This window comes from Microvirga sp. CF3016, assembly GCF_036314085.1.
Lineage (GTDB): Bacteria > Pseudomonadota > Alphaproteobacteria > Rhizobiales > Beijerinckiaceae > Microvirga.
Genome location: NZ_JAYGGM010000015.1, coordinates 73,266 through 96,604, shown reverse-complemented (window position 1 = coordinate 96,604; position 23,339 = coordinate 73,266). Strand labels below are relative to the sequence as shown.

General features: G+C 63.6%; 23 protein-coding genes. 13 read left to right on the top strand and 10 right to left on the bottom strand.

The window, feature by feature from the left end:
* Window positions 1-18 precede the first annotated feature (18 nt).
* On the top strand, window positions 19-933 hold the full coding sequence (locus VB672_RS20295) for an SMP-30/gluconolactonase/LRE family protein (RefSeq protein WP_329786027.1): 915 nt from the start codon (window positions 19-21) through the stop codon (window positions 931-933).
* Here VB672_RS20295 and VB672_RS20290 read toward each other — a convergent pair.
* On the bottom strand, window positions 930-1,343 hold the full coding sequence (locus VB672_RS20290; protein WP_442932134.1) for an ester cyclase: 414 nt from the start codon (window positions 1,341-1,343) through the stop codon (window positions 930-932). The genes VB672_RS20295 and VB672_RS20290 overlap by 4 nt on opposite strands.
* Window positions 1,344-1,649: 306 nt before the next feature.
* Entirely contained in the window at window positions 1,650-2,006 is a 357-nt protein-coding gene (locus VB672_RS20285) for a PaaI family thioesterase (protein WP_329786025.1), read from the bottom strand.
* A gap of 82 nt (window positions 2,007-2,088) precedes the next feature.
* Here VB672_RS20285 and VB672_RS20280 point away from each other — a divergent pair, with 82 nt between their 5' ends.
* The 7 genes from VB672_RS20280 (at window position 2,089) to greA (ending at window position 8,492) form a co-directional block, all read left to right on the top strand.
* On the top strand, window positions 2,089-3,024 hold the full coding sequence (locus VB672_RS20280) for a DMT family transporter (RefSeq protein ID WP_329786024.1): 936 nt from the start codon (window positions 2,089-2,091) through the stop codon (window positions 3,022-3,024).
* A 107-nt stretch (window positions 3,025-3,131) separates the two neighbouring features.
* Window positions 3,132-4,322, top strand: a complete 1,191-nt coding sequence (locus VB672_RS20275; protein ID WP_329786023.1) for a substrate-binding domain-containing protein — start codon at window positions 3,132-3,134, stop codon at window positions 4,320-4,322.
* Window positions 4,323-4,328: 6 nt separating this feature from the next.
* Window positions 4,329-5,108 carry an ABC transporter ATP-binding protein gene (locus VB672_RS20270; protein ID WP_329786022.1) on the top strand — a complete coding sequence of 260 codons (780 nt, stop codon included), beginning with the start codon at window positions 4,329-4,331 and terminating at the stop codon, window positions 5,106-5,108.
* On the top strand, window positions 5,101-5,826 hold the full coding sequence (locus VB672_RS20265; protein ID WP_329786021.1) for an ABC transporter ATP-binding protein: 726 nt from the start codon (window positions 5,101-5,103) through the stop codon (window positions 5,824-5,826). Before VB672_RS20270 ends, VB672_RS20265 begins: the two co-directional genes overlap by 8 nt.
* Window positions 5,823-6,845 (top strand): branched-chain amino acid ABC transporter permease, encoded by a 1,023-nt coding sequence (locus tag VB672_RS20260; protein WP_329786020.1) that lies wholly within the window; start codon window positions 5,823-5,825, stop codon window positions 6,843-6,845. The genes VB672_RS20265 and VB672_RS20260 overlap by 4 nt, the downstream gene beginning before the upstream one ends.
* Before the next feature lie 80 nt (window positions 6,846-6,925).
* On the top strand, window positions 6,926-7,960 hold the full coding sequence (locus tag VB672_RS20255) for a branched-chain amino acid ABC transporter permease (protein WP_329786057.1): 1,035 nt from the start codon (window positions 6,926-6,928) through the stop codon (window positions 7,958-7,960).
* A gap of 64 nt (window positions 7,961-8,024) precedes the next feature.
* Window positions 8,025-8,492: a transcription elongation factor GreA gene (gene greA, locus VB672_RS20250; RefSeq protein ID WP_329786019.1), complete on the top strand. Its 468-nt coding sequence runs from the start codon at window positions 8,025-8,027 to the stop codon at window positions 8,490-8,492.
* Between the two features lie 152 nt (window positions 8,493-8,644).
* Here greA and VB672_RS20245 read toward each other — a convergent pair whose 3' ends face one another.
* The 8 genes from VB672_RS20245 to VB672_RS20210 all read right to left on the bottom strand — a co-directional run bounded on the left by VB672_RS20245 (window position 8,645) and on the right by VB672_RS20210 (window position 18,212).
* Entirely contained in the window at window positions 8,645-10,117 is a 1,473-nt protein-coding gene (locus tag VB672_RS20245; protein ID WP_329786018.1) for a sensor domain-containing diguanylate cyclase, read from the bottom strand.
* A 208-nt stretch (window positions 10,118-10,325) separates the two neighbouring features.
* On the bottom strand, window positions 10,326-10,769 hold the full coding sequence (locus VB672_RS20240; RefSeq protein ID WP_329786017.1) for a RidA family protein: 444 nt from the start codon (window positions 10,767-10,769) through the stop codon (window positions 10,326-10,328).
* A 14-nt stretch (window positions 10,770-10,783) separates the two neighbouring features.
* Window positions 10,784-11,992 (bottom strand): acyl-CoA dehydrogenase family protein, encoded by a 1,209-nt coding sequence (locus VB672_RS20235; RefSeq protein WP_329786016.1) that lies wholly within the window; start codon window positions 11,990-11,992, stop codon window positions 10,784-10,786.
* A gap of 1 nt (window position 11,993) precedes the next feature.
* On the bottom strand, window positions 11,994-12,830 hold the full coding sequence (locus VB672_RS20230; protein WP_329786015.1) for an enoyl-CoA hydratase family protein: 837 nt from the start codon (window positions 12,828-12,830) through the stop codon (window positions 11,994-11,996).
* A complete protein-coding gene (locus VB672_RS20225; protein WP_329786014.1) occupies window positions 12,827-13,336 on the bottom strand; it encodes a MarR family winged helix-turn-helix transcriptional regulator in 510 nt (169 codons plus the stop codon). Before VB672_RS20225 ends, VB672_RS20230 begins: the two co-directional genes overlap by 4 nt.
* A 2-nt stretch (window positions 13,337-13,338) precedes the next feature.
* Window positions 13,339-14,106, bottom strand: a complete 768-nt coding sequence (locus VB672_RS20220) for an SDR family NAD(P)-dependent oxidoreductase (RefSeq protein ID WP_329786013.1) — start codon at window positions 14,104-14,106, stop codon at window positions 13,339-13,341.
* A gap of 1 nt (window position 14,107) precedes the next feature.
* A complete protein-coding gene (locus VB672_RS20215) occupies window positions 14,108-16,462 on the bottom strand; it encodes a bifunctional salicylyl-CoA 5-hydroxylase/oxidoreductase (protein ID WP_329786012.1) in 2,355 nt (784 codons plus the stop codon).
* Window positions 16,463-16,562: 100 nt separating this feature from the next.
* Window positions 16,563-18,212: a benzoate-CoA ligase family protein gene (locus VB672_RS20210; protein ID WP_329786011.1), complete on the bottom strand. Its 1,650-nt coding sequence runs from the start codon at window positions 18,210-18,212 to the stop codon at window positions 16,563-16,565.
* A 401-nt stretch (window positions 18,213-18,613) separates the two neighbouring features.
* Here VB672_RS20210 and VB672_RS20205 point away from each other — a divergent pair, with 401 nt between their 5' ends.
* The 5 genes from VB672_RS20205 to VB672_RS20185 all read left to right on the top strand — a co-directional run bounded on the left by VB672_RS20205 (window position 18,614) and on the right by VB672_RS20185 (window position 23,333).
* Complete coding sequence (locus tag VB672_RS20205; protein ID WP_329786010.1) at window positions 18,614-19,786, top strand: ABC transporter substrate-binding protein; 1,173 nt, start codon at window positions 18,614-18,616, stop codon at window positions 19,784-19,786.
* Between the two features lie 139 nt (window positions 19,787-19,925).
* The gene (locus VB672_RS20200; RefSeq protein ID WP_329786009.1) at window positions 19,926-20,846 is read left to right on the top strand and encodes a branched-chain amino acid ABC transporter permease; all 921 of its coding nucleotides are present in this window, start codon (window positions 19,926-19,928) and stop codon (window positions 20,844-20,846) included.
* A gap of 9 nt (window positions 20,847-20,855) precedes the next feature.
* Window positions 20,856-21,887, top strand: coding sequence for a branched-chain amino acid ABC transporter permease (locus VB672_RS20195; RefSeq protein WP_329786008.1), 1,032 nt, complete (start codon window positions 20,856-20,858; stop codon window positions 21,885-21,887).
* Window positions 21,880-22,635: an ABC transporter ATP-binding protein gene (locus VB672_RS20190; RefSeq protein ID WP_329786007.1), complete on the top strand. Its 756-nt coding sequence runs from the start codon at window positions 21,880-21,882 to the stop codon at window positions 22,633-22,635. The genes VB672_RS20195 and VB672_RS20190 overlap by 8 nt, the downstream gene beginning before the upstream one ends.
* Window positions 22,635-23,333 carry an ABC transporter ATP-binding protein gene (locus VB672_RS20185; RefSeq protein ID WP_329786006.1) on the top strand — a complete coding sequence of 233 codons (699 nt, stop codon included), beginning with the start codon at window positions 22,635-22,637 and terminating at the stop codon, window positions 23,331-23,333. Before VB672_RS20190 ends, VB672_RS20185 begins: the two co-directional genes overlap by 1 nt.
* The last annotated feature ends 6 nt before the right edge of the window (window positions 23,334-23,339 follow it).

Below are 23,339 nucleotides of genomic sequence, written 5' to 3'. Positions count from 1 at the left end.
CAGGACCTCCCAATCACCATGTTCAGAGATGTCGCCGTCGTCCTCGACGATCGCTTTCAGCACCTGTTCAAGGGATCGGCGCGCTTGGAGAAGCTGGCGGAAGGCTGCCGCTGGGCTGAGGGGCCGGCCTATTTCCCAGCAGGTCGTTATCTCGTCTGGAGCGACATCCCCAACGACCGGATGATGCGCTTCGACGAGTCCTCGGGCGCCGTCAGCGTCTTTCGCCATCCGGCCGGGTATTCCAACGGCAACACGGTCGACCGCCAGGGCCGCCTCGTCACCTGCGAGCACGGCAACCGAAGGGTGACGCGCACCGAGCACGACGGGTCCATCACCGTGCTGGCGAGCCATCACCAGGGCAAGCGCCTCAACAGCCCCAACGACGTGGTGGTGAAGTCGGACGGCTCGATCTGGTTCACGGATCCGGCCTATGGCATCGATTCCGATTACGAGGGCCATAAGGCGGACAGCGAGATCGGCGCCTGCCATGTCTACCGCATCGATCCGCAATCGGGCGACGTGCGCATCGTGGCGGACGATTTCGTGCGCCCGAACGGGATCGCCTTCTCGCCCGACGAGACGCGCCTTTACGTGGCCGATACCGGCGCGACCCATCTCAAGGATGGACCGCGCCACATCCGCGCCTTCGACGTGAATGCCGATGGCGGCCTCTCGGGCGGCAAGGTCTTCGCCACCTGCACTCAGGGCCTGTTCGACGGCTTCCGGCTCGACGAGGCGGGACGGGTCTGGACCAGCGCCGGCGACGGGGTGCATTGCTATGACCCGGACGGCACCCTGATCGGCAAGGTCCTGGTGCCGGAAGGTGTGGCCAATGTCGTCTTCGGCGGACCGAAGCGGAACCGGCTCTACATCTGCGCCACCACGTCGCTCTACGCGATCATGCTGCCGGTGAACGGGGCCAAGACGTTTTAGATCTGAGCTTCAACGGCCGCCTTGTCGATCACCGACCATACGCGTTCGATCTTTCCGTCCCGGAATTCGTAAAAGACGTTCTCGGAAAAGGACACTCGCCTGCCGTTGACAGGGAGGCCGAGGAATTTTCCCGTCGGCGTGCAGTCGAAGAGCAGCCGGCTTGCAACGTGAGGCGGGTCGGAAATCAGCAGGCCGATTTGGAAATGGAGATCGGGGATATCCCGAACGTTGCGCTCCAGCATTTCGCGATAGCCCACCAATCCGATCCACCGGCCGTTGTAGGAGACGTCGTCATGAACGAACCGCTCCAATCTCGGCCAATCCCGCTCGTTCAGGCAGTCGATGTATGCGCGGTAGAGATTGGAGAGATCGGCTTTGTCCACGACGATTGCCCCGTGCTCCTGCAACATCCCTGCTGAAGCGCAGGCCGGGAGGGGATCTGCAGCCGGGACGGCACGATTCAAGGGGGCAGGAGAACCTGCCTATCTCCATCGGCCGTGATCATAGCTTCCCTCCTTCCTGGCTTGTGAATGGAAAGGGAAGGCAAAGCAATCACGCCGTCCGACTTTGCTAATCCGCTCCCGCAAGGGGGAGAAAAGGGCGGGTGGCCGATCGCGCTAATCGCTCACCCCCTCGCGCCCCTGAACCGCCATGAGCGTCGCCGTCAGCAGCGCGACCTGTTTCTCACGGCCGTCATGGACGGCGAACACGTCGGTCTAGGCCAGCGTGAGCGTCCTGCCTGCCTTGATGACCCTGCCCCGCGCCGTCATGCGCTCGCCGATCCCGGGCGCCATGAGGTTGATCTTGAACTCGGCCGTGAGAACGCCGGCACCGGGTGGCATCAGGGTCAGGGCCGCATAGCCGGCAGCGGAATCCGCGATGCTGGCGATCGCTCCCGCATGGACGAAACCGTGCTGCTGCGACACGGCTCTGCAGGCGGGCAGCGAGATCTCGACCAGACCTGGAGACACGCGAACGAGAGATGCGCCCAAGGTCGCCATCATCCCCTGGGACGCGAAGCTCGTCCGAACCCGCGCCTCGTAGCCGGGATCCTTGGGTGCCAGATCGTTCATGAGGTGTCTCCCAATGTCTTCAACCTAAGTCAGACCGCAAAAGTCTTGGAATCAAGCTCATTTTCCCGCATTGATCCGCCCCATGAAGCATTCCAGCGCCTCTTCCGCCCAAAAGATCCGCTCGGGCACCCTCGTCGGCATCGGCCTGATGCTGCTGGGCGTGTTCATGTTCGCCATGAACGACGTCATGGGGAAATGGCTCGTCGCCACCTATTCCGTCGGCCAGGTGCTGCTCCTGCGCAGCGTTGCGGCCCTGACGGTTCTTCTCCCCCTCATGCGTCGGCAGAAGGTGCCCTTCGCGATCCCGCCGCAGCCGGCCCTGCATGCGGTGAGGATCACCCTCTCGACGCTCGAGGTGGCCTGCTTCTACTGGGCCGTCACCTATCTGCCGCTCGCCGACGTGATGACCTATTACCTAGCCGGACCGATCTATGTGGCGGCCTTCGCGGCGTTCTGGCTCGGCGAGAAGATCGACAAGCCGCGCATCCTCGCCATCGGGATCGGCTTCGTCGGCGTTCTGATCGCTCTGCGGCCGTCCACGGCCACCCTGTCCCTGCCGGCCCTCATCGCGCTGGCCGGAAGCCTGTTCTACTCGCTCCTGATGATCACCACCCGCAAGCTGCGGGAGACCGACGATGCGACCCTCGTGCTCGGTCAGATTCTCGGGACGTTGATCTTCGGCCTCATCGCGGCGCCGCTTGCCTGGGTGATCCCGGGACCGCTCGACCTCGCAGGCCTGTTCCTTCTCGGCATCGTGTCCATGGCGGCCCATGTCTGCGTCAACCGCTCGCTGAAGATCGCGCCGGCCTCCGTGGTTGCGCCCTATCAGTATACGCTGATCGTCTGGGCGATCGTACTGGGCTACCTGTTCTTCGGGGACGTCGTGGGCTTCTGGACTCTGGTCGGCGCCGCCGTCATCTGTGGCGCGGGGCTGGCTCTTCTGCTTTTGGAACGCGAGGCTGCGCGGCGCGGACGGGAGGCGAAGGACATCGAGACGCCGGTTCTGCCGGAGGCGTGAGGGGTGCCTTTCGCGCCAGACCAATGAGAGTTGGATGGTCCGAGAGTCGAACTTGACATGCTGCATTGCGAAGCCGTCAATGACCCCATAAAACCATGGGGAGTTCGATGCGCCTGAAGCTCACACTCGCTGCCGCTGCAGCAGGCATTCTCTTTGCATCCGCGGCCTTTGCCCAGGACATCAAGATCGCTCTGATCGCCGGCAAGACCGGACCGCTCGAGGCCTATGCCAAGCAGACCGAAGCCGGCTTCATGATGGGGCTGGAATACCTCACCAAGGGCACGATGGCCGTCAATGGCCGCAAGATCAGCGTCATCGTGAAGGACGACCAGCTCAAGGCCGATCTCGCCAAGACGCTGCTGGAGCAGGCCTACAACGACGACAACGTCGATCTCGCCGTCGGCACCACGTCGTCGGCTGCCGCACTCGCGATGCTGCCGGTGGCCGAGGAGAACGGCAAGGTGCTGATCGTTGAGCCCGCCGTGGCCGACGCGATCACCGGCGACAAGTGGAACCGCTTCATCTTCCGCACCGCGCGCAACTCGACCCAGGACGCCTATGGTGCGGCGGCGGCCGTGCCAGTGAGCGGCGAGGTTTCCATCGCGACGCTCGCGCAGGATTACGCCTTCGGCAAGGACGGCGTCGCGGCGCTCAAGAACGCCCTCGCGGAGATCCGCCCGAACGCCAAGGTAGTGTTCGAGGAATATGCGCCGCAGAACGCCACGGACTTCACGGCCTCTGCCCAGAGGATCTTCGATGCGCTTAAGGACAAGCCGGGCAAGAAGATCATCAACATCATCTGGGCCGGCCAGCATCCGCTGCCGAAGATCGCCGACCTGAAGCCCGAGCGCTTCGGCATCGAAATCGCGCCGGGCGGCAACATCCTGCCGGCCATGCAGATCTACAAGAACTACCCGGGCATGGAAGGCGCGGTGTATTACTATTATGCCTTCCCGAAGAACGCCATGAACGACTGGCTCGTGGCCGAGCACCAGAAGCGTTTCAACGCGCCGCCGGACTTCTTCACCGCAGGCGGCTTCGCGGCGGCTTCCGCGGCCGTCACGGCGATCCAGAAGGCGGGCGGCACCGACCCCGAGAAGCTGATCACCGCCATGGAGGGCATGACCTTCGAGACGCCCAAGGGCCCCATGACCTTCCGCAAGGAAGACCATCAGGCCCTGCAGGAGATGTACCACTTCAAGGTCAAGGCCAACGGCAAGGACGCGAACGACCTGCTCGACCTCGTTAGCGTCATTCCGGCCGACAAGATGCCGATCCCGGTCCGCAATAAGCGCTGAGCCCACGTGACCTCAACGGCAGCAACGACGCCCGCGCTGGAAACGCGCGGGCTGACCATCCGCTTCGGCGGCCACGTGGCCGTCGATCACGTGTCGTGCAGGTTCACGCCCGGCACTCTCACGGCCATCGTCGGGCCGAACGGCGCCGGCAAGACCACCTATTTCAACCTCATCTCGGGACAGCTGCGCGCCACATCGGGTCAGGTCATGGTCGACGGCGAGGACATCACGGGACTGCCTGCCTCCGCCCGAACCCGGCGCGGACTGGGACGCGCGTTTCAGCTCACCAATCTGTTTCCGCAACTGACGGCGCTCGAGAATGTCCGCCTCGCGGTGCAGAGCCGCGCCGATGCGGGCTGGTCCATGTTCAAGGTGTGGAACGCGCGCCGCGATCTGATCGAGAAAGCGGAAAGCGTCCTCGAACGGGTGCGGCTTGCGGACAAGCGCCACGTGGCGCCGAAGGCGCTGTCGCACGGCGATCAGCGCAAGCTCGAGGTTGCGCTGCTGATCGCCATGGAGCCCAAGGTCTTCATGTTCGACGAGCCGACGGCCGGCATGAGCGTCGACGAGGTGCCGACCGTGCTCGAACTCATCCACGACATCAAGCAGCGCAGCGATGCCACCGTGCTTCTCGTGGAGCACAAGATGGATGTGGTGCGCTCGCTCTCCGACCGCATCATCGTGCTGCACAACGGCACGCTCGTGGCCGACGGCGAGCCCGCCGAGGTCATCGCCTCGCCGGTGGTGCAGGAAGCCTATCTCGGGGTGGAGGCTGCCCGTGCCTGAGCCCCTCCTCGATCTGACGGACGTGCATACGCATATCGGCCCCTACCACATCCTGCACGGCGTGGATTTCGCAGTGCCTGCCGGCGAGCTGACCATGCTGCTCGGCCGCAACGGCGCCGGCAAGACGACGACGCTTCGCACCGTCATGGGCCTGTGGCAGGCCTCGTCGGGCCGCATCCGGTTCGACGGCCGCGACATCACGAGAAGCGCCACGCCCGACATCGCGCGCTCGGGCATCGCCTACGTGCCGGAAGCCATGGGCATCTTCACCGACCTGACCGTGCGCGAGAACATCGTGCTCGCGGCCCGCAGCGGGCCGGTGGACAAGACCCGTCTCGACTGGATCCTCGGCCTGTTCCCTGCCCTCAAGCGCTTCTGGAACCTGCCGGCCGGCAACCTCTCCGGCGGCCAGAAGCAGATGCTCGCCATCGCCCGCGCCATCGCGGAGCCGCGCCGGCTGCTCCTCATCGACGAGCCGACTAAGGGTCTCGCGCCGGTGATGGTCCGCTCCATGATCGAGGCGTTCAAAGCGCTGAAAGCGTCAGGCGAGACGATCCTGCTGGTGGAGCAGAATTTCTACGCCGCGTCGGCGCTCGGCGACAACGTGGTGGTCATGGATGACGGGCGCATCGTCCATTCCGGCGCCATGAGCGAGCTGGTCGAGAACAATGCCCTGCAGCAGCGCCTGCTCGGCCTCTCCCTGGATGCGCACCAATGAGCGACATGACCGTTGACACCTCCGCCACCGCAGAGCTGCCGCGTGCCAAGGCGGATTGGCTGCCGCTCCTTCTCGTTCCGGCTCTCGCCCTGCTGGCGCTGCCCTTCGTCGGCAGCCCCTCGACCTGGGTGACGCTCACCGTGGCGGGGCTCGCCATGGGCATGATGATCTTCCTCATGGCCTCGGGGCTCACCCTGGTCTTCGGCCTGATGGACATCATCAATTTCGGCCACGGCGTCTTCATCTCGCTCGGCGCTTACGCGACGCTCCTCGTGCTCGGACCGCTCGCGGGTTGGGCGACGGCGGATTCCATCGGGCTGAACCTCGCGCTGTTGCTCCTGTGCATCCTTTGCGCCATGGCGATCACCGGCGTGGTTGGCGCAGTGTTCGAGCGGGTTGTCGTGCGCCCGGTCTATGGCAGCCACCTAAAGCAGATCCTCGTCACCATGGGCGGGCTGATCGTCACCGAACAGGCGATCCATGCGATCTGGGGCGCCTCGCCGATTCCGATCCCGCTGCCGCAGTCGCTTCGCGGCGCCTTCGTGCTCGGCGAGATCGTCATGGAGCGCTACCGCGTCGTCGCGGTCATCATCGGACTTGCGGTCTTCATCGGCATGCAACTGCTCCTCAACCGCACCCGGATCGGCCTCCTGATCCGCGCCGGCGTCGAGAATCCCGAGATGGTGGAGGCTCTCGGCTACCGCATCCGCCGCCTCTTCGTGAGCGTCTTCATCGCAGGCTCCGCGCTCGCGGGCCTCGGGGGCGTCATGTGGGCCTTCTATCGCCAGACGCTCACGGCCGGCATGGGCATGGAGGTGATGGTGCTGGTGTTCATCGTCATCATCATCGGCGGCCTCGGCTCCGTCGGCGGCTGCTTCGTCGGCTCGATCCTCGTCGCGCTGGTGGCCAATTACGTCGGCTTCATCGAGCCCAAGCTCGCCCTGATCTCCAACATCCTCGTCATGGCCCTCGTGCTGATCTGGCGTCCGCAGGGCCTTTTTCCGGTGGCCCGTCGATGAGCACGTCTCCCGCCCTTGCCCTTCCCTTCGACGAAACCCGCCGGCGCGGCGGCTTCTCAAGCACGATCCTGTCCTCGGACATGCCGCGCTCGAAGGTGCTGAGCATCATCCTGCTCGCCATCCTGCTGCTGCTCGCGGCAACGCCGTTCCTGTTCTCGGGGAGCCAGCCGATCGGCACCGCGGCGAAGATCTGCGTCTTCATCGTGCTGGTCGCCAGCTACGATCTTCTGCTCGGCTATTCCGGCATCGTGTCCTTCGCGCATACGATGTTCTTCGGCATCGGCGGCTACGGCATCGCCATTGCGCTCGAACGTATGGGTCCCACCTGGGGCTCAGCTGCCGTCGGACTTGTGTCGGCGCTGATGCTGTCCGCCGTGCTCGCCGTCGCTATCGGCCTCCTGTCACTGCGGGTGCGCGCCATTTTCTTCTCGATGATCACGCTCGCGGTCGCCTCGGCGGCCGCGGTTCTCGCTTCGCAGCTATCGGATGTAACCGGAGGCGAGGACGGCTTGTCGTTCCAGCTGCCGCCGGCGTTGCGCCCGGCCTTCCGGCTCCTGTCGGAGCCCCTCTTCGGCACGGCCGTCAACGGACGGCTGATCGCCTATTATCTCGTGTTCGCCGTCTCGCTCGTCGTCTTCCTCGTCCTCTTGCGCATCGTGAACTCGCCCTTCGGGCGCGTGCTGCAGGCCATCCGCGAGAACGAGTTCCGCGCCGAGGCCCTCGGCTATCGGGTCGTCGCCTACCGCACGGCGGCCTCCGTCATCTCGGCCCTCGCCGCCACGATCGCCGGTGCGCTGATGGCCCTGTGGCTGCGTTATAACGGGCCTGACACCACCCTGTCCTTCTCGATCATGATCGACATCCTCCTCATGGTGGTGATCGGCGGCATGGGCACCATGTACGGGGCGGTCGTCGGGGCCGCTCTGTTCGTCCTGGCCCAAAGCTACCTGCAGGTTCTGATGGGCGCCGGGAGCGCAGCCTTGGCCGGCATCCCGCTCCTGCCGAACCTGATCCATCCGGATCGCTGGCTCCTGTGGCTCGGCGCGCTGTTCGTCATCAGCGTCTATGCCTTCCCAGGCGGCATCGTCGGGCGCCTAAGGCAAGCGAGGCAATAAAGGTTAGCCGTGGAAACCTTCACGAACCTCGAACCGTTTTCTCCAAAAGAGCGGAGGAGACGTAATGAGCCGTGCCTTTGTTCGTGAAACCGAGGGTGGAGAAGCCTTCGAGGATCTTCCCGACCGGATGATCAGTCCACATCATCTCGTGACGCCCTCGGGGCTGGCCCAGATGGAAGCAGAGATCGAGGCCCTGCAGAAGCGCCTCGCCGAGGCTCAGTCCGCAGACGACAAGGCCGAAGTAGCGCGCCTCACCCGCGACCTGCGCTACTGGTCCGCCCGCCGGGCCTCCTCCGAGGTGGTGCCGCCCCCCACGGACAGCGCTCATGTCCGCTTCGGCGCCCGGGTCACCTTCGAGCGCGAGGACGGCCGGCGGCAGACCTACCGGATCGTGGGCGAGGACGAGGCAGATCCCGCGAAGGGGAGCCTGTCCTATGTGTCTCCTCTGGCACAGGCGCTCATGGGCAAGGAGATCGGCGACGTGGTGCCCATCGGGCAGACCACGGCCGAGATCGTCGAGATCGGCTTGTGACACTCCGCTTCGTCACCGCCTGTTGTCACTGGCCCTGTACCGGTGATCCCGATCTGAGAGGCACGGTGCTCTTCCTGATCGGGATGGGCGGGACAAGGCCGGCCATGACGTCGGAAAGGTAGCGTCGTTGTTCTCAGCCGGTGCACGCCCAACTAGCCGACGCTCGCGTAATACGCGCGCTTGGCTTCGTACATCAGGAGATCGGCGCGCTTGACGACCGCTTCCAGCCTCTCGCCCGGTTGGCTCGTCGCCGCACCCATGGCGAAGCTGAGAGGCAGACCGGTGTAGAACTGGTTGTTGACCTCGAGCAGGTTCTCGATGCTGTCCGTCACGACCTTGGCATCGCGCTCATCGGTGCCCGGCATCAGAAGAGCGAACTCGTCGCCGCCGATGCGCGCGGCATAGGACGGCTTGTCGACGGCCTTGCTCAGCACCTCGCCGGCCCGACGCAGCAAGGCATCGCCAGCCGCGTGACCGAGCTGGTCATTCGCCGCCTTCAGTCCGTTGAGGTCGATAATGACGATGCTGACCGGGAATGGTCCCTTGCGCTCCAGGCGGTTGAGCTCGTCGACATAGAAGGAGCGGTTGTAGAGTTTGGTCAGGACGTCGTGCTTGCCCAGATATTCCAGATAGGCTTCGGCGCGCTTGCGGGCGGTGATGTCGGTGAGCGCCACCTGGACCAGCGACCAATCCTTTTCATGGCCGGGCAACACGGAGAACTGCAGATGAAGATGCAGTTCGTCGCCCGAAAGGGAGTAATTGACGACCTCGCGCTGCTGGAAAATCTTTCCGTTCCAGAGGTCGATCAGCTGCTCCTTGAAGTGCTCGCGCATCTCGTCACGGAACACGTCGCCGAGACGCATTAGCAGGGTCTGCTTGTCGGGCGCCGAGAAGAGGTCGAGGGTGTGCCGATTCACGTCGATCACGCGGATCTCACTCATGCAGCGCGAGACGAACTCGGGATGGACATCGGTGAAGACGCGGAAATCGGCGATCCCCTGCCGACGCACATCGTCGAGAAGCTGCTTGACTGAGCTGAAATCCTCCACCCACAGCGAGACCGGCGAGTGCTCGAAAAGGCCGCGGGCATAGGTCTCGCTGGCCGCAAGCTGCCGGCGCGCCGTCTCGCGCTCGGTCACGTCCTCAATGGCGATCAGAACCCGGTCCCATCTCTCCTCGTGCCCCGGCAGCACGCTGCCCTTGAGCTGAATGTCGAGCCTCTTTCCCGACAGAGTGTAATTCACCGTATCGCTGAAGAATTCCGTCCGGCCGTCCCAGAGCTGCACGAGTTCATCGATGTGAGTCTTCAGCATGTCATTGCGGAAGATTCGGTCGAGATTGTCGACGAGCCGCGGCAGATCTTCGGCTTCGAACAGGCTCAGCGTCCTGCGGTTCACCTTGATGACGCGGATCAGGCTGGAACAGGCCTCCACGCGTGCTGTGTCCTCCAACAGGTAATCCCGCAGCGAGGTCACGCCGGCTGCTCGCCATTGCGTGAACAGCTGCTTGAGGCCGCTGTAGTCTTCCAGCCACAGGGAAACAGGTGCCAGTTCGAACATCTCGGCATCGTTGGCGCGTTCGCCTGCCGGCTGAACGGTGAAACGGTCGGTTTTGGAGGTCAGCATGGAAGGCCCGAACATCAACCCAATGTCGGGACGCTATTCAACCCAGACCCGCAATGTAATACTAGGTTAGAAAGGGTGTTTTTTCAGGCATAATGAAAGTTGTCCAAGAAGCAGGTATTCTTGCAACACTGCCGAATTACCACACATGTCTCCAGATTTAGTTTCGTCGTCCCCGACCTTGTGCCGGTGATCCCGGTCCTGTGACATGCTACCGCCTGCTTGGCACGATAGCTGTCGCTTCGATCTCGAGCCGGGCAGCCTTTTCTACCAACCGCACGACCTGGACGAGCGCCATGGCCGGATAATGGGCGCCGAATACCTCCCGATAAGCGCGGCCCAGTTCGCGAAGATTGGCGAGGTACTCGTCGATATCGACCACATACCAGGTCAGGCGCACGAGGTGCCGGGGTTCCGCTCCTCCCTCGGCGAGAATGGCACGGATGTTCTCGAAGATCTGACGCGCTTGGGCGACAAACCCATTGGCGAAGGTTTCGCTCTCGTCCCAGCCGACGATGCCGCCCGTCACAAGAACGCTGCCTTCAGCCATCATGCCGTTGGCATAACCTTTGGGCGTCGGCCAATGCTTCGGGTTGAGGACCTCAGGTCCATCGTCGATGCCTGGCATGGGAGCGCCTTCCAGAGCGGCTGACATTGGTGTTCCTTTCCCTATCGATTGGACGCCGAGTCGAGGTCGCCGGAGCGCCGGCTCTCCAGCATTTTCAGAAGCTCGCGCGCGATCACGATCTTTTGGACCTCGGTGGCGCCCTCGTAGATGCGCAAGGACCGAACTTCCCGATACAATTCCTCGACCTTCACGCCCTTGGTGACGCCGAGACCGCCGAAAATCTGCACGGCCTTGTCGATAACGCCCTGCGCCGTTTCCGTCGCGTACATCTTCGCCATGGCGGCTTCCCGCGTCACGCGCGGTGCTCCCTGATCCTTGGTCCAGGCTGCGCGATAGACGAGAAGCGCAGCGCTGTCCACGCCCGTCGCCATGTCGGCGAGAGCGCCTTGAGTCATCTGCAAGTCGCCGAGAGGCGCACCGAAGAGCTTGCGGGAGGAGGCATGCTGCAGCGCCTCGGCGAGAGCGCGGCGCGCCAGGCCGAGCGCGGCTGCGCCGACCGTCGAGCGGAACACGTCGAGCGTCGCCATGGCGACCTTGAAGCCCTCTCCCGGCCCGCCGATGCGCTTCGCCAGCGGCACGCGGCATGCCTCGAACCGCAGGGTCGCAAGCGGGTGAGGCGCAATCACATCGATGCGGTTCTCGATGCTCAACCCGGGCGTCTGCGCATCCACAACATAGGCGGACAAGCCCTTTGCGCCGGGCGCCTCGCCCGAGCGGGCGAAGACCACGTAATGATCCGCGATCCCGCCATTGGAGATCCAGGTCTTCACGCCGTCGATCCGTACATGATCCGGCCCGTCCGGATTGGCCGTGGTGCTCATGGCCGCCACATCCGATCCGGCCTCCGGCTCCGAGAGCGCGAAAGCCGCAATGGCCTCTCCCCGCGCGACCGGCGGCAGGTACTGCTCCTTGAGCGCCTCTGTGCCGAAGAGCGTGATCGGCCCCGTGCCGAGGCCCTGCATGGCGAAGGCGAAATCGGCCAGACCTTCGTGGGCAGCCAATGTTTCCCGGGCCAGGCACAAGGTGCGCACATCGAAGGCAGGATAAAGGCCGCCATAAGCCTCAGGCACGACCGCCTTGAGCCATCCTCCTTCACCCAACCGGTGCACGAGGCGCCGGCAGGAGGCATCCACGTCGTGATGATCGACGAGCGGCTTGATGTCCTGTGCCGCCCATGCGGTCAGGTCACCGGCAAACCGACGATGGCGATCCTCGAAGAACGGCCAGGAGAGAAAGCTCGCATCGAACACATCAATCTCCCTTGAAGACAGGCTTCTCTTTCGCCGCGAAGGCGCGGAAGGCGCGGGCGAAATCTTCTGTCGTCATGCACAAAGCCTGCGCGACGGCCTCCGCCTCGATGGCTTCCTCCACCGACATGGCCCATTCCATGGCGAGCATGCGCTTCGTCATGGTGTTGGCATAGGTTGGCCCGGTGCCGATCGCGCGGGCGAGATTGCCGGCCTCGGCGAGAAGATCTGCGGCCTCGACGAGGCGGCTGAAGAAGCCCCAGCGCTCGCCCTCCTCGGCGCTCATGAAGCGTCCCGTGTAGAGGAGTTCCGAGGCACGCCCCTGTCCGATGATGCGCGGAAGAATGGCGCAGGCGCCCATGTCGCAGCCCGCGAGCCCGACCTTGTTGAACAGGAACGCCACCTTGGCCCCCGGCGCTGCAAGACGCAGATCGGATGCCATGGCGATGATGGCACCGGCTCCCGCGCAGATGCCCTCGACCGCCGCCACGATGGGCTGCGGCGCGGCGCGCATGGCTTTGACCAGCTCGCCCGTCATCCGCGTGAAGGCGGTGAGACCCTTGGTGTCCATCTCGACGAGCGGACCGATGATCTCGAACACATCGCCTCCGGACGAGAAATTGCCACCCGCTCCCGTGATGACGATGGCTTTGACTTCATCGTCCTTGGCGCAAGCATGAAAGAAATCCGTCAGTTCGCGATAGCTCTCGAAGGTGAGCGGGTTCTTCCTGTCAGGACGGTTGAGGGTGACCGTCGCGACGGGTCCGTCGACCGACAGCAGGAAATGCCGCGGCTCATAAGCGGCCAGCGGCAGGGTGACGGAATTAGCGAATTTCGTCACTGGTCGTCTCCCATGATGGCGCGCCTTGCAGACAGCTTGGTTTTCGCGAGCAGCCGCATGAGTTCGCTGCGATCCTTGGCGCTAAGATCACCGAAGAGATCGGCAATCCAATGTTCATGCTCGCCGGCCATGGTCCGGAACTCGGCGCGACCTTCGTCAGTGAGGCTGATCACCATGGCCCGCCGGTCGGTCGGCGACACGGTCCGCACCACATGGCCGGAGGCCACGAGCCGGTCGACGAGGCCGGTGAGATTGCCGTTCGACACCATCATCCGCTTCGAGAGATCGGACAGCATCATGCCGTCCGGGGCCTTGTCGAGCTGCGCCATCAGGTCGAAGCGCGGAAGCGTTACGTCGAAGCGCTCGCGCAGGCGTCGGCGCACTTCGCCCTCGATCAGGGTGGAGCAGGTGAGAAGCCGCAGCCAGAGGCGCAGTTCCTCCCGGTGATCCTCGGGCTGTTCGACCGCCTTGGTCTCGGCGTCGAGAGGGATTGCTTGATCGTCCATCGTCAGATTTCTCCACCGGCCACCAGGATGGCCTGCCCCGTCACGGACCGCGCACCCTCGCCGCACAGCCAGAGCACGGCATCGGCGATCTCCGAGGGATCGATCAAGCGTCCCTGCGGGTTATGTTTCACGAATTCGGCGAGCGTCTCGTCCCGGGTCCGGTTGGTTTTCGTCATGATCCGATCGAGGCTCTCCGCCACGAGATCGGTGTCGGTGAAGCCAGGGCACACGGCATTGACGGTGACGCCAGTCTTTGCCGTCTCGAGCGCGAGCGCGCGAACGAAGCCGATAACCGCATGCTTGGCGGCGCAATAGGCGCTCACATAAGGATAGCCCTTGAGGCCCGCGGTCGACGCCACGGCGACGATGCGCCCGAAGCCACGCTCCGTCATGGAGCCGAGCACGGCCTGTGCCATGTTGGTGACGCCGAGCAGGTTCACGTCCAGCATCTGCCGGAACACCTCAGGTCCCGTTTTCATGAACGGCGCGGAGGCAGCCGAACCGGCGTTGGCGATCATCAGATCGACCGGCCCGTAGCGATCGACCGCTTCCTGTACGGCTCTTCGCACCGCCTGCGCGTCCGTCACGTCGGCCACCGCAGCACCATGAGCATCGCCGCGAGAAATTGCTTCTTCGAGCGATGCGGGACTGCGCCCAATGATGGTCACCGTCGCGCCGACCTTCACGAGCGATGCCGCGATGGTGCGGCCGATTCCGCGGTTGCCGCCGGTGACCAAGGCATGCCGGCCTTTGAAAGGTGTCATGGTCATGTCATTCCGCCGCGAGGGGCTTCTCGCTGGCCTCCATCTTCAGCTCCGCCCGGGTCTTGGGCTTCGCCTTCACTTTGAGGTCCTCGAGATCCTGCCGGTCGCGGACGGCGTTGCGGAAGATCTGGTCTTTGCCAGCGAGGTACGGCGACGGGCAATGAATGTCCTTCGCACCGTACCAGGCGGCGGCCTTCATGGTGAAGAACGGATCGACCAGATGCGGCCGGCCGAGCGCAACGAGATCCGCACGGCCGGCTGCCAGGATCGTGTTCACCTGATCGGCAGCCGTGATGTTGCCGACACACATGGTAGCGACCTGCGCTTCGTTGCGCACCTGATCGGAGAGCGGCGTCTGGAACATGCGCCCGTAGATCGGCCGCGCTTCGCGCACGGTCTGCCCTGTCGAGACGTCGACGAGGTCGACCCCATGCTCGGCGAAGGCCCGGGCGATCTCGACCGCATCATCACCCGTCACACCTCCATCCGCCCAATCGGTCGCGGAGATGCGCACGGACATGGGCTTGTGCGCGGGCCAGACCTCGCGCATGGCGTCGAACACCTCGAGCGGGAACCGCAGCCTGTTCTCAAGCAAACCGCCATACTCGTCCGTGCGGCGGTTCGTGAGCGGCGACAGGAAGCTCGCCAGCAAATAGCCGTGGGCGCAATGGAGTTCGAGCATATCGAACCCGGCCCGCTCGCCGCGCTTGGCCGCCTCAACGAACTGCGTCTTGATGCGGTCCATGTCCGCGCGCGACGCTTCGCGCGGGACTTGGCTGTCCGGAAAGTAAGGGATCGGCGATGCGGAGCAGATGTCCCAGGCGCCCTCCTCCAGCGGCCGGTCCATGCCCTCCCACATGAGCTTGGTGGCACCCTTGCGGCCGGAATGTCCGAGCTGCAGGCAGAACATCGCGCCGGAATTGGCATGGACATAATCGACGATACGCTTCCAGGCGGCTTCCTGCTCGTCGTTCCATAGGCCCGTGCAGCCGAGCGTGATGCGCGCCTCCGGCGAGACGCAGGTCATTTCGGTGAAAACCAGTCCCGCGCCGCCCATGGCGCGCGCGCCGTAATGGACGAGATGGAAGTCGCCCGGCATGCCGTCCTTGGCTGAGTACATGTCCATCGGCGACACGACGACCCGGTTCGCAACGACCATCTCCCGCAACCGGAAGGGCTGGAACATGGGCACGCTCGGGCTGTCGACCGATACATCGAAGCCCTGCTTTCGCACCTGCCTTGCAAAGGTCCTGTCGACGGCTGCCACGAAGTCGGGCGCGCGCAGGCGTAGGTTGTCGTAGGTGATCGCCTTCGCGCGCGTCATGACGCCGAAGGCGAACTGCACCGGATCGAAATCCCAGAAGCGCGCCACGTGCTCGAACCAGACCAAGGACACATCGGCCGCGTGCTGCGTCTTCTCCACCTCCTCACGCCGTCCGGTCTCGTAGAGCGCCAGCGCCCCCTCGACGCTCGGGTCGCGACGGAAGGCCTCGTAGAGCGCAATAGCATCCTCCATGGCGAGCTTCGTGCCGGAGCCGATGGAGAAATGCGCCGAGGCCTTGGCATCACCCAGGAGCACCTTGTTGCCCATGACCCAGCGCTTGTTGCGGATCATTGGGAAGTTGCGCCAGATCGAGCGGTTGGTGAGAATGCGATGGCCGCCGAGGAACCAGCCGAAGATCTTTTCCATGAGCGCGGCCGATTCGGCCTCGCTCTTGTCCTTCAGCCCGGCCCGCTCAAAAGTCTCCGGATCGGTCTCGAACACCCAGGTGGAACGGTTCGCCTCGTATTGGTAGGCATGGGCAATGAACGGGCCCCACTCGGTCTCCTGGAAGATGAAGGTGAAGGCATCGAGCGGTTTGGTCGAACCCATCCAAGTGAACTTGTTGGGCCGCAGATCCACCTCGGGCTGGAAGTGATCCGCATAGCGCTCCCGGAAGCGGCTGTTGATGCCGTCCGCCACGACCACGAGATCCGCATCCGCGAACAGGCTCTCGTCATCCACGTCGGCTTCGTAGCGCAGCGTGACGCCGAGCTCCTGCGCGCGATCCTGCAGAATAAGGAGCAGCGTACGGCGCGAGCAGCCGCAGAAGCCGTTGCCGCCGATCCGGTGCTCGGTTCCCCTGAAATGGATGGCAATGTCGTCCCAATAGGCGAATTCCCGCACGATCCGCCGGTAGCTTGGCAGGTCGTATTTCTCGAAATTATCCAGCGTCGCATCGGAGAACACGACACCGAAGCCGAACGTCTCGTCGGCGCGGTTGCGCTCATAGACCGTGATGTCGGATTCCGGCCGAAGCTTTTTCAGCAGGATCGCGAAATAAAGCCCCGCCGGGCCACCGCCGATGATCGCCGTCTTCATGAGAATCCTACCCGAAAATTGCACTTATTGTTTTAAGCTTAAAATAATTTTGGATCAACCTGTGACGCCGATCCTTCGCCGAACTCTCTTCAGCCGGCTATCAGGCACTCATTGCTTCGTGGTGATTGTCGGCTTCCTGGGCAATCCGGCGCAGCTCGAAGCGCTGCAGCTTGCCGGTCTGGGTGCGCGGCAGCGCTTCCACGAACTCGATGAGGCGCGGATACTTGTAAGGTGCAATCTCCGCCTTCACGTGATCCTGCAGCACCTTCGTCAGTTCGAGCCCTGGGATATGGCCGGGATGCAGGACCACATAGGCCTTGACCACCGTGCCGCGTCCGTCGTCGGGGGCGCCCACCACACCGCACTCGGCCACGGCCGGATGGGTGAGGAGCGCCGCTTCGACCTCCGGGCCGGCGATGTTGTAGCCGGCCGAGATGATCATGTCGTCGGAGCGGGCCTGATACCAGAAGTAACCGTCCTCATCCATCAGGTAGGTATCGCCGGTGATGTTCCAGCCGTTCTGGACGTATTTGCCCTGCCGTTCGTCGGCGAGATAGCGGCATCCGGTGGGCCCGCGGACGGCGAGGCGACCGATGCTGCCAGGCGGGAGGTCGCGTCCCTCTTCATCGACGACCTTCGCCTCGTAGCCCGGAACGGGCTTTCCAGTCGAGCCAGGGCGGATCTCGTCCTCTCTCGCGGCGATGAAGATGTGCAGCATCTCGGTTGCGCCGATTCCGTCCATGAGCCGGATGTTCGTGGCGGCCTTCCAAGCCTCGAATGTACCCTTCGGCAAGGGCTCACCGGCGGAGACGCATTTGCGTAAGGACGAGATGTCGTAGCCTTCAAGCTTGGAGAGCATCGCCCGGTAGGCAGTCGGCGCTGTAAAGCAGATGGTGGCCCTGTACTGCATGATGGCGGGCAGAAGATCGTCGGGCCCGGCCTTCTCCAGCAGAACGCTCGAGGCGCCGACGCGCATGGGGAACAGGACGATTCCACCAAGTCCGAAGGTGAAGGCGAGCGGCGGGGAGCCGATGAAACGGTCGCTCGGCTCGGGCCGCAGCACGTTTTTCGCATAGCCGTCGCAGATCGCCAGCATGTCGCGATGGAAATGCATGGTGCCCTTCGGCTCGCCCGTCGTGCCCGACGTGAAGCCGATGAGGCAGACGTCGTCTGCCGCCGTGTCGAGCGCATCGAAATCGGGCGAGACCTCGGCCATCAAGGCTTCGAGGCTATCAGGCCTGTCCGATCCCCAATACACCACATGCTGGAGATCTGGCGCCGTCGTCCTGGCGCGCTCCATCTCCTCCCGGAGGCGATGGTCGCAGAAGGCGATGGTGATCTTCGCCTTATTGAGCGGATACGCGATCTCCTTGGCGCGCAGGAGCGGCATGGTGGCCACCACCACCCCACCGGCCTTCAGAACCGCCAGATAGGCTGCCACCATCATCGGGTTGTTGGCGGAGCGCAGGAGAACGCGGTTGCCCGGAACGAAGCCGAGCCTGTGGACCAGCACGTTGCAGATGCGGTTCACCCGCTCCTGGAGAGCCCGGTAGGTCAGCGTCTCGGTGGGGCTGATGAGGCAGGGCTCATCGCCCCTGCCCTCATCGACCCATCGATCGAGAAACGCCACGGCGCAGTTGAGCCGCTCGGGATACTGAAGCTCGGGCCGGGTGAACCGGAACTCCGGCCATTGATCCCGCGGCGGAAGATTGTCCCTCGCGAAGGTATCCACATGGGCCGTGTCCGCCATCGTCCGCTCCTCTGACTTATTGTGCGGCAGGAGAACGGAGCTCGCTTAACTTGGGTTGGTCGCAGGGGAGCGAAGTCACGAGATCGCATTGCATGGCGAACCCCGTGTCGCTGCCCATTCGCCGCCAATCACGCGCTCGTCATTCCGCCTACCATCCTCTGCGAAATAATCCGCTTGAAGAACCTGAGAAATATTTTAATCTTAAAATAATCCTTGGCAATCCCAAAGATTGGGCGAAGACTGGGGATGCCGATAGGGAAGCTCCGATAAAGGGAGTGTTCGGCAAAAAAGTTTTGCGGCAGAGTATCGCCGACTTGTCCGTCGAGGCGTCTCACGTCTCGCCGGGAACAATCATGCAGCACAGCCAATGTGCGCAGGGAACAGCCACTCGGGAGACTATGATGAACGTGACGATCAAAACCCTTGGCCTTGCAGCGGCCGTCGGCTTGGCTGCGGCACCGGCCATGGCGCAGGAGAAGCTGAAGGTCGGACTGCTGCTGACCCTCTCCGGTCCCTCCGCCGTCCTCGGCCAACAGGCCCGCGACGGTTTCCAACTTGCGGTGAAGGACCTCGGCGGCAAGCTTGGCGGACGGGACGTCGAGGTGATCGTCGTCGACGACGAATTGAAGCCGGACGTGGCGGTGACGAAGGTGAAAGGCCTCCTAGAGCGCGACAAGGTGGACTTCGTCGTAGGCCCAATTTTCTCGAACGTGGCCGTTGCTGTTCACAAGCCCATCGTAGACGCGAACACATTCTACATCAGCACCAATGCCGGTCCCTCAAACCTCGCCGGCAAGAGCTGCAACCCGTATTTCTTCGCTACGTCGTATCAGAACGACCAGAACCACGAGGTCCTCGGCAAGGTTGCGCAGGACAGGGGCTACAAGAAGGTCTATCTGCTAGCCCCGAACTATCAAGCCGGCAAGGATGCGCTCGCCGGGTTCAAGCGCCACTACAAGGGCGAGGTCGTCGAGGAATCCTACGTTCCACTCAATACGCTCGATTTCCAGTCCGAGCTTGCGAAGATCGCCTCCATGCAGCCCGATGCGATCTTCACCTTTATGCCAGGCGGCATGGGCGTGAATCTGGTCAAGCAGTACCGGGCAGCTGGCCTTGCCGACCGCATTCCCTTCTTGTCCGCTTTCACCGTCGATGAATCGACTCTACCTGCGCAACAGGACGCGGCCATTGGCATGTTCGGCGGCTCGAACTGGGCTCCGAATCTCGACACCCCGCAGAACAAGAAGTTCGTTGCGGCCTACGAGGCAGCCTACAATTCTGTGCCCGGCTCCTATTCCATGCATGCCTATGACGCAGCTTTGCTGATCGACAGCGCGCTCAAGACGACCGGCGGCAAGATGGACAAGGACGCAGTGCGCGCCGCCATCAAGAAAGCCGATTTCAAGTCCTTGCGCGGCGACTTCAAGTTCGGTTCCAACGGATTCCCGATTCAGGATTTCTATCTGGTGAAAGCTGCAAAGCGCCCGGATGGCAAGTTCCAGACCGAGATCGTGGAAAAAGTGTTCGACGATTACACGGACGCCTATGCCAAGGAATGCGCCGCCACGAACTGAGGCGGTTCGCAGAGCTGAACGATCTGCCCTCGCCGGGCAGATCGTTCCACATCCTACGACACAATAATCATGGCGCTTTCGCAGGGGAGCGCCCGCTCAGGGGTTTGATCGATGCAGGCCTGCTGCCGGTAATGTGCCGATGAACGCAACACTCCTCCTCGTCCAGGCTCTGAACGGCCTCCAATTCGGCCTCATCCTTTTCCTCATCGCGGCCGGGCTGACCCTGGTGTTCGGGGTGATGGATTTCATCAACCTCGCGCACGGCGTGCAGTACATGGTCGGTGCCTATCTAGTGGCGGCGTTCAGCGCCTGGACGGGGAGCTTCGGCTGGGCGCTCCTTCTCGCTCTACCCTCTGCGCTTGCCTTCGGCCTTCTGCTCGAAGTCCTGGTCTTCAGGCACCTCTATGATCGCGACCACCTCGATCAGGTGCTCGCGACCTTTGGGGTGATCCTGTTCCTGAACCAGGGCGTGAAGTTCGTCTGGGGCGCGGCCCCCTTGAGCGTCCCGGTTCCCGAGCTGCTCTCGGGCTCCGTCGAGATCGCGAACGGTCTCCTCTATCCCGTCTACCGCCTCGCCATCATCGCGGCAGGCCTTGTGGTCGCCGCCCTGCTCTATGTTCTGGTCAACCACACGCGCGTCGGCATGCTGGTGCGCGCAGGTGCCAGCAATGCTGCCATGGTGTCGGCTCTCGGCGTCAACATCCAGCGGCTGTTCATGATCGTGTTCGGCTTCGGCGCCATGCTGGCTGGCTTTGCCGGCGCCATGGTGGCGCCGATCCTCTCGGTCGAGCCCGGCATGGGCGACAACATCCTGATCCTCGCCTTCGTGGTCATCGTGATCGGCGGCATCGGTTCGATCCGCGGCGCGTTCCTGGCAGCCCTTCTGATCGGGCTCGTCGATACGGTCGGACGCACCTTCGCGCCGAACCTGCTGCGCCTCGTGCTCGACCCGGCTGCCGCGAGCCAGACGGGCCGCGCTCTTGCACCGATGCTGATCTACATCTTCATGGCCGCGGTGCTGTTCTTCCGCCCCTCCGGCCTGTTTCCTGTGAAGCGCTAGGGGGCGTTCATGACCGAACTCGCCGAAACCCGGTCCGCTTCGATGCCGTCACTCAGGCCACGGCTTGAGATCGTCCCCATCATTCTCTTCGCCACCTTCGCGGCAGCGCCATTGCTGGCGACAGTCTCCGGCGCAGAGGGCTATGTCCTGTCCCTTCTGACGCGGGTGATGATCTTCGGCATCGCCGCCATGGCGCTCGACCTGATCCTCGGCTACGGCGCACTCGTGAGCTTCGGCCACGCGGCTTTTTTCGGAATCGGCGGCTATGCCGTCGGCATTCTCGCGAGCCAAGGCATCGAGGATGCCCTGGTGCAGATCCCAGTCGCTCTCGCGGCCTCCGCCCTCTTCGCTCTGATCACCGGAGCGATCTCGTTGCGGACCAAGGGCGTCTACTTCATCATGATCACCCTTGCCTTCGGGCAGATGCTGTACTTCCTCGCCACATCCCTGGCCGCCTACGGCGGCGACGACGGCATGACCTTGGCGTCACGCAGCCTCGTGGCGGGTTCCGGCATCCTGGAGAACGACTTCACCTTCTACTGGCTTTGCCTTCTCTGCCTTCTCGGCACCTATGCGTTCTCGCGATCGGTCGTCGCTTCGAGGTTCGGCCGCGTCCTGCGCGGTACGCGGGAGAACGCGGTTCGCATGCAAGCCGTCGGCTTCCAGCCTTTTCCGTTCCAGCTCACGGCTTATGTGCTCAGCGGCATGATGGCAGGGCTCGCCGGCTGCCTGTTGGCCAACCAGGCCGAGTTCGTAAGCCCGGCCTTCATGACGTGGCAGCGCTCGGGTGAGCTGATCTTCATGGTCGTGCTCGGCGGGCTCGGCTCCCTGCACGGCGCGATCATCGGTGCTGCCGCCTTCCTGCTGCTGGAGGAGTTCCTGCCGGAGATCCTGCATGCATCGAGTTTCTTTCTGAGCGAGGAGACCCGCGCTCATCTTGCCGAGAACTGGAAGATGGTGTTCGGCCCCCTTCTGATCCTGATCGTCCTGTTCGTCCGCGGCGGGATCATGGGCCTGCTTCGGAGGCCTTACCATGGCTGACCCCTTGCTCGAACTTCGCCATCTGCGCAAAGCCTATGGCGCTCTCGTTGTCACCGATGATGTCAGTCTTTCGGTCCGTCCCGGCGAACTGCACGCCGTCATCGGCCCCAACGGGGCAGGCAAGACGACGCTGATCCATCAGATTTCCGGCACGCTGGCGTCTGATTCCGGATCCATCCTTTTCGACGGCGAAGACGTGACGTCGCTCTCTATGCCGCAGCGGGTCAGCCGCGGGCTTGCGCGCTCCTTTCAGATCACGTCGGTCCTTCCGGGCTTCTCCGCCCTTGAGAATGTGGCACTTGCCGTTCAAGCGCGCTCGGGATCGAGCTTCCGTTTCTTCGGCAAGGTCGCGCAGGAGAAGGCTCTGAACGAACCTGCCATGGATTGTCTCGCGCAAGTCGGGCTCGCCGCGCGCGCCCACCTTCCTGCAGGCCTTTTGTCTCACGGCGAGAAACGCCAGCTCGAACTCGCCATCGGCCTTGCGACCGAGCCGAAGCTGCTTCTTCTCGACGAGCCGCTCGCCGGCACGGGGCATGATGAATCCCAACGCGTCGTCGAGACCCTGCGCCGCCTCAAGAGCCGCCTCACCATCGTGCTGATCGAGCACGACATGGATGCGGTGTTTTCCCTCGCCGACCGCGTCTCCGTTCTCGTCTACGGCCGCGTGATCGCCACCGATACGCCGGAGCGGATCAGGGCGAACCCGGAGGTGCGCGCCGCCTATCTCGGCGAAGAGGAGATGGTCTGATGCTCTCCGTCCGGCAGCTCCAGGCATCCTACGGCGCCGCGCAGGTGCTCTTCGACATTTCGCTCGAGGTCAAGGCCGGCGAGGTGGTGACGCTGCTCGGACGCAACGGCATGGGCAAGACCACCACCGTGCGCTCCATCATGGGCCTGCTCCGCCCGCGCGGCGGTGAGGTGCGCTTCGACGGCGCTGCCGTGACGGGTCTCGCGCCCTATCGCATCGCCAAGACGGGCATCGGCCTCGTTCCGGAAGGCCGGCAGATCTTTCCGACGCTCACGGTGGAGGAGAATCTTGTTGCGACTTCATCCGCCCGAAGCGGTCAGCGGCGCTGGACCCTCGATGCCATCTACGACCTCTTCCCGCGTCTGAAAGAACGTCGCGGCAATCTGGGCACCCAACTCTCAGGCGGCGAGCAGCAGATGCTGGCCATCGGGCGCGCGCTCATGACCAACCCGAAGCTGCTCATTCTGGACGAGGCCACGGAAGGACTGGCGCCGCTCATTCGCGCCGAGATCTGGACCTGTCTCAAGCGTCTCAAGGGTGAACGCCAGTCCATCCTGGTGATCGACAAGAATATCGGCGCGCTTGCGAGCTTCGCCGATCGCCACGTCATCATCGAGAAGGGCCGCTCGGTCTGGACGGGAACGAGCGAGGAGCTCATGAGCGATACCAGCCTCAAGGACCGGTACCTTCACGTTTAAGGTTTC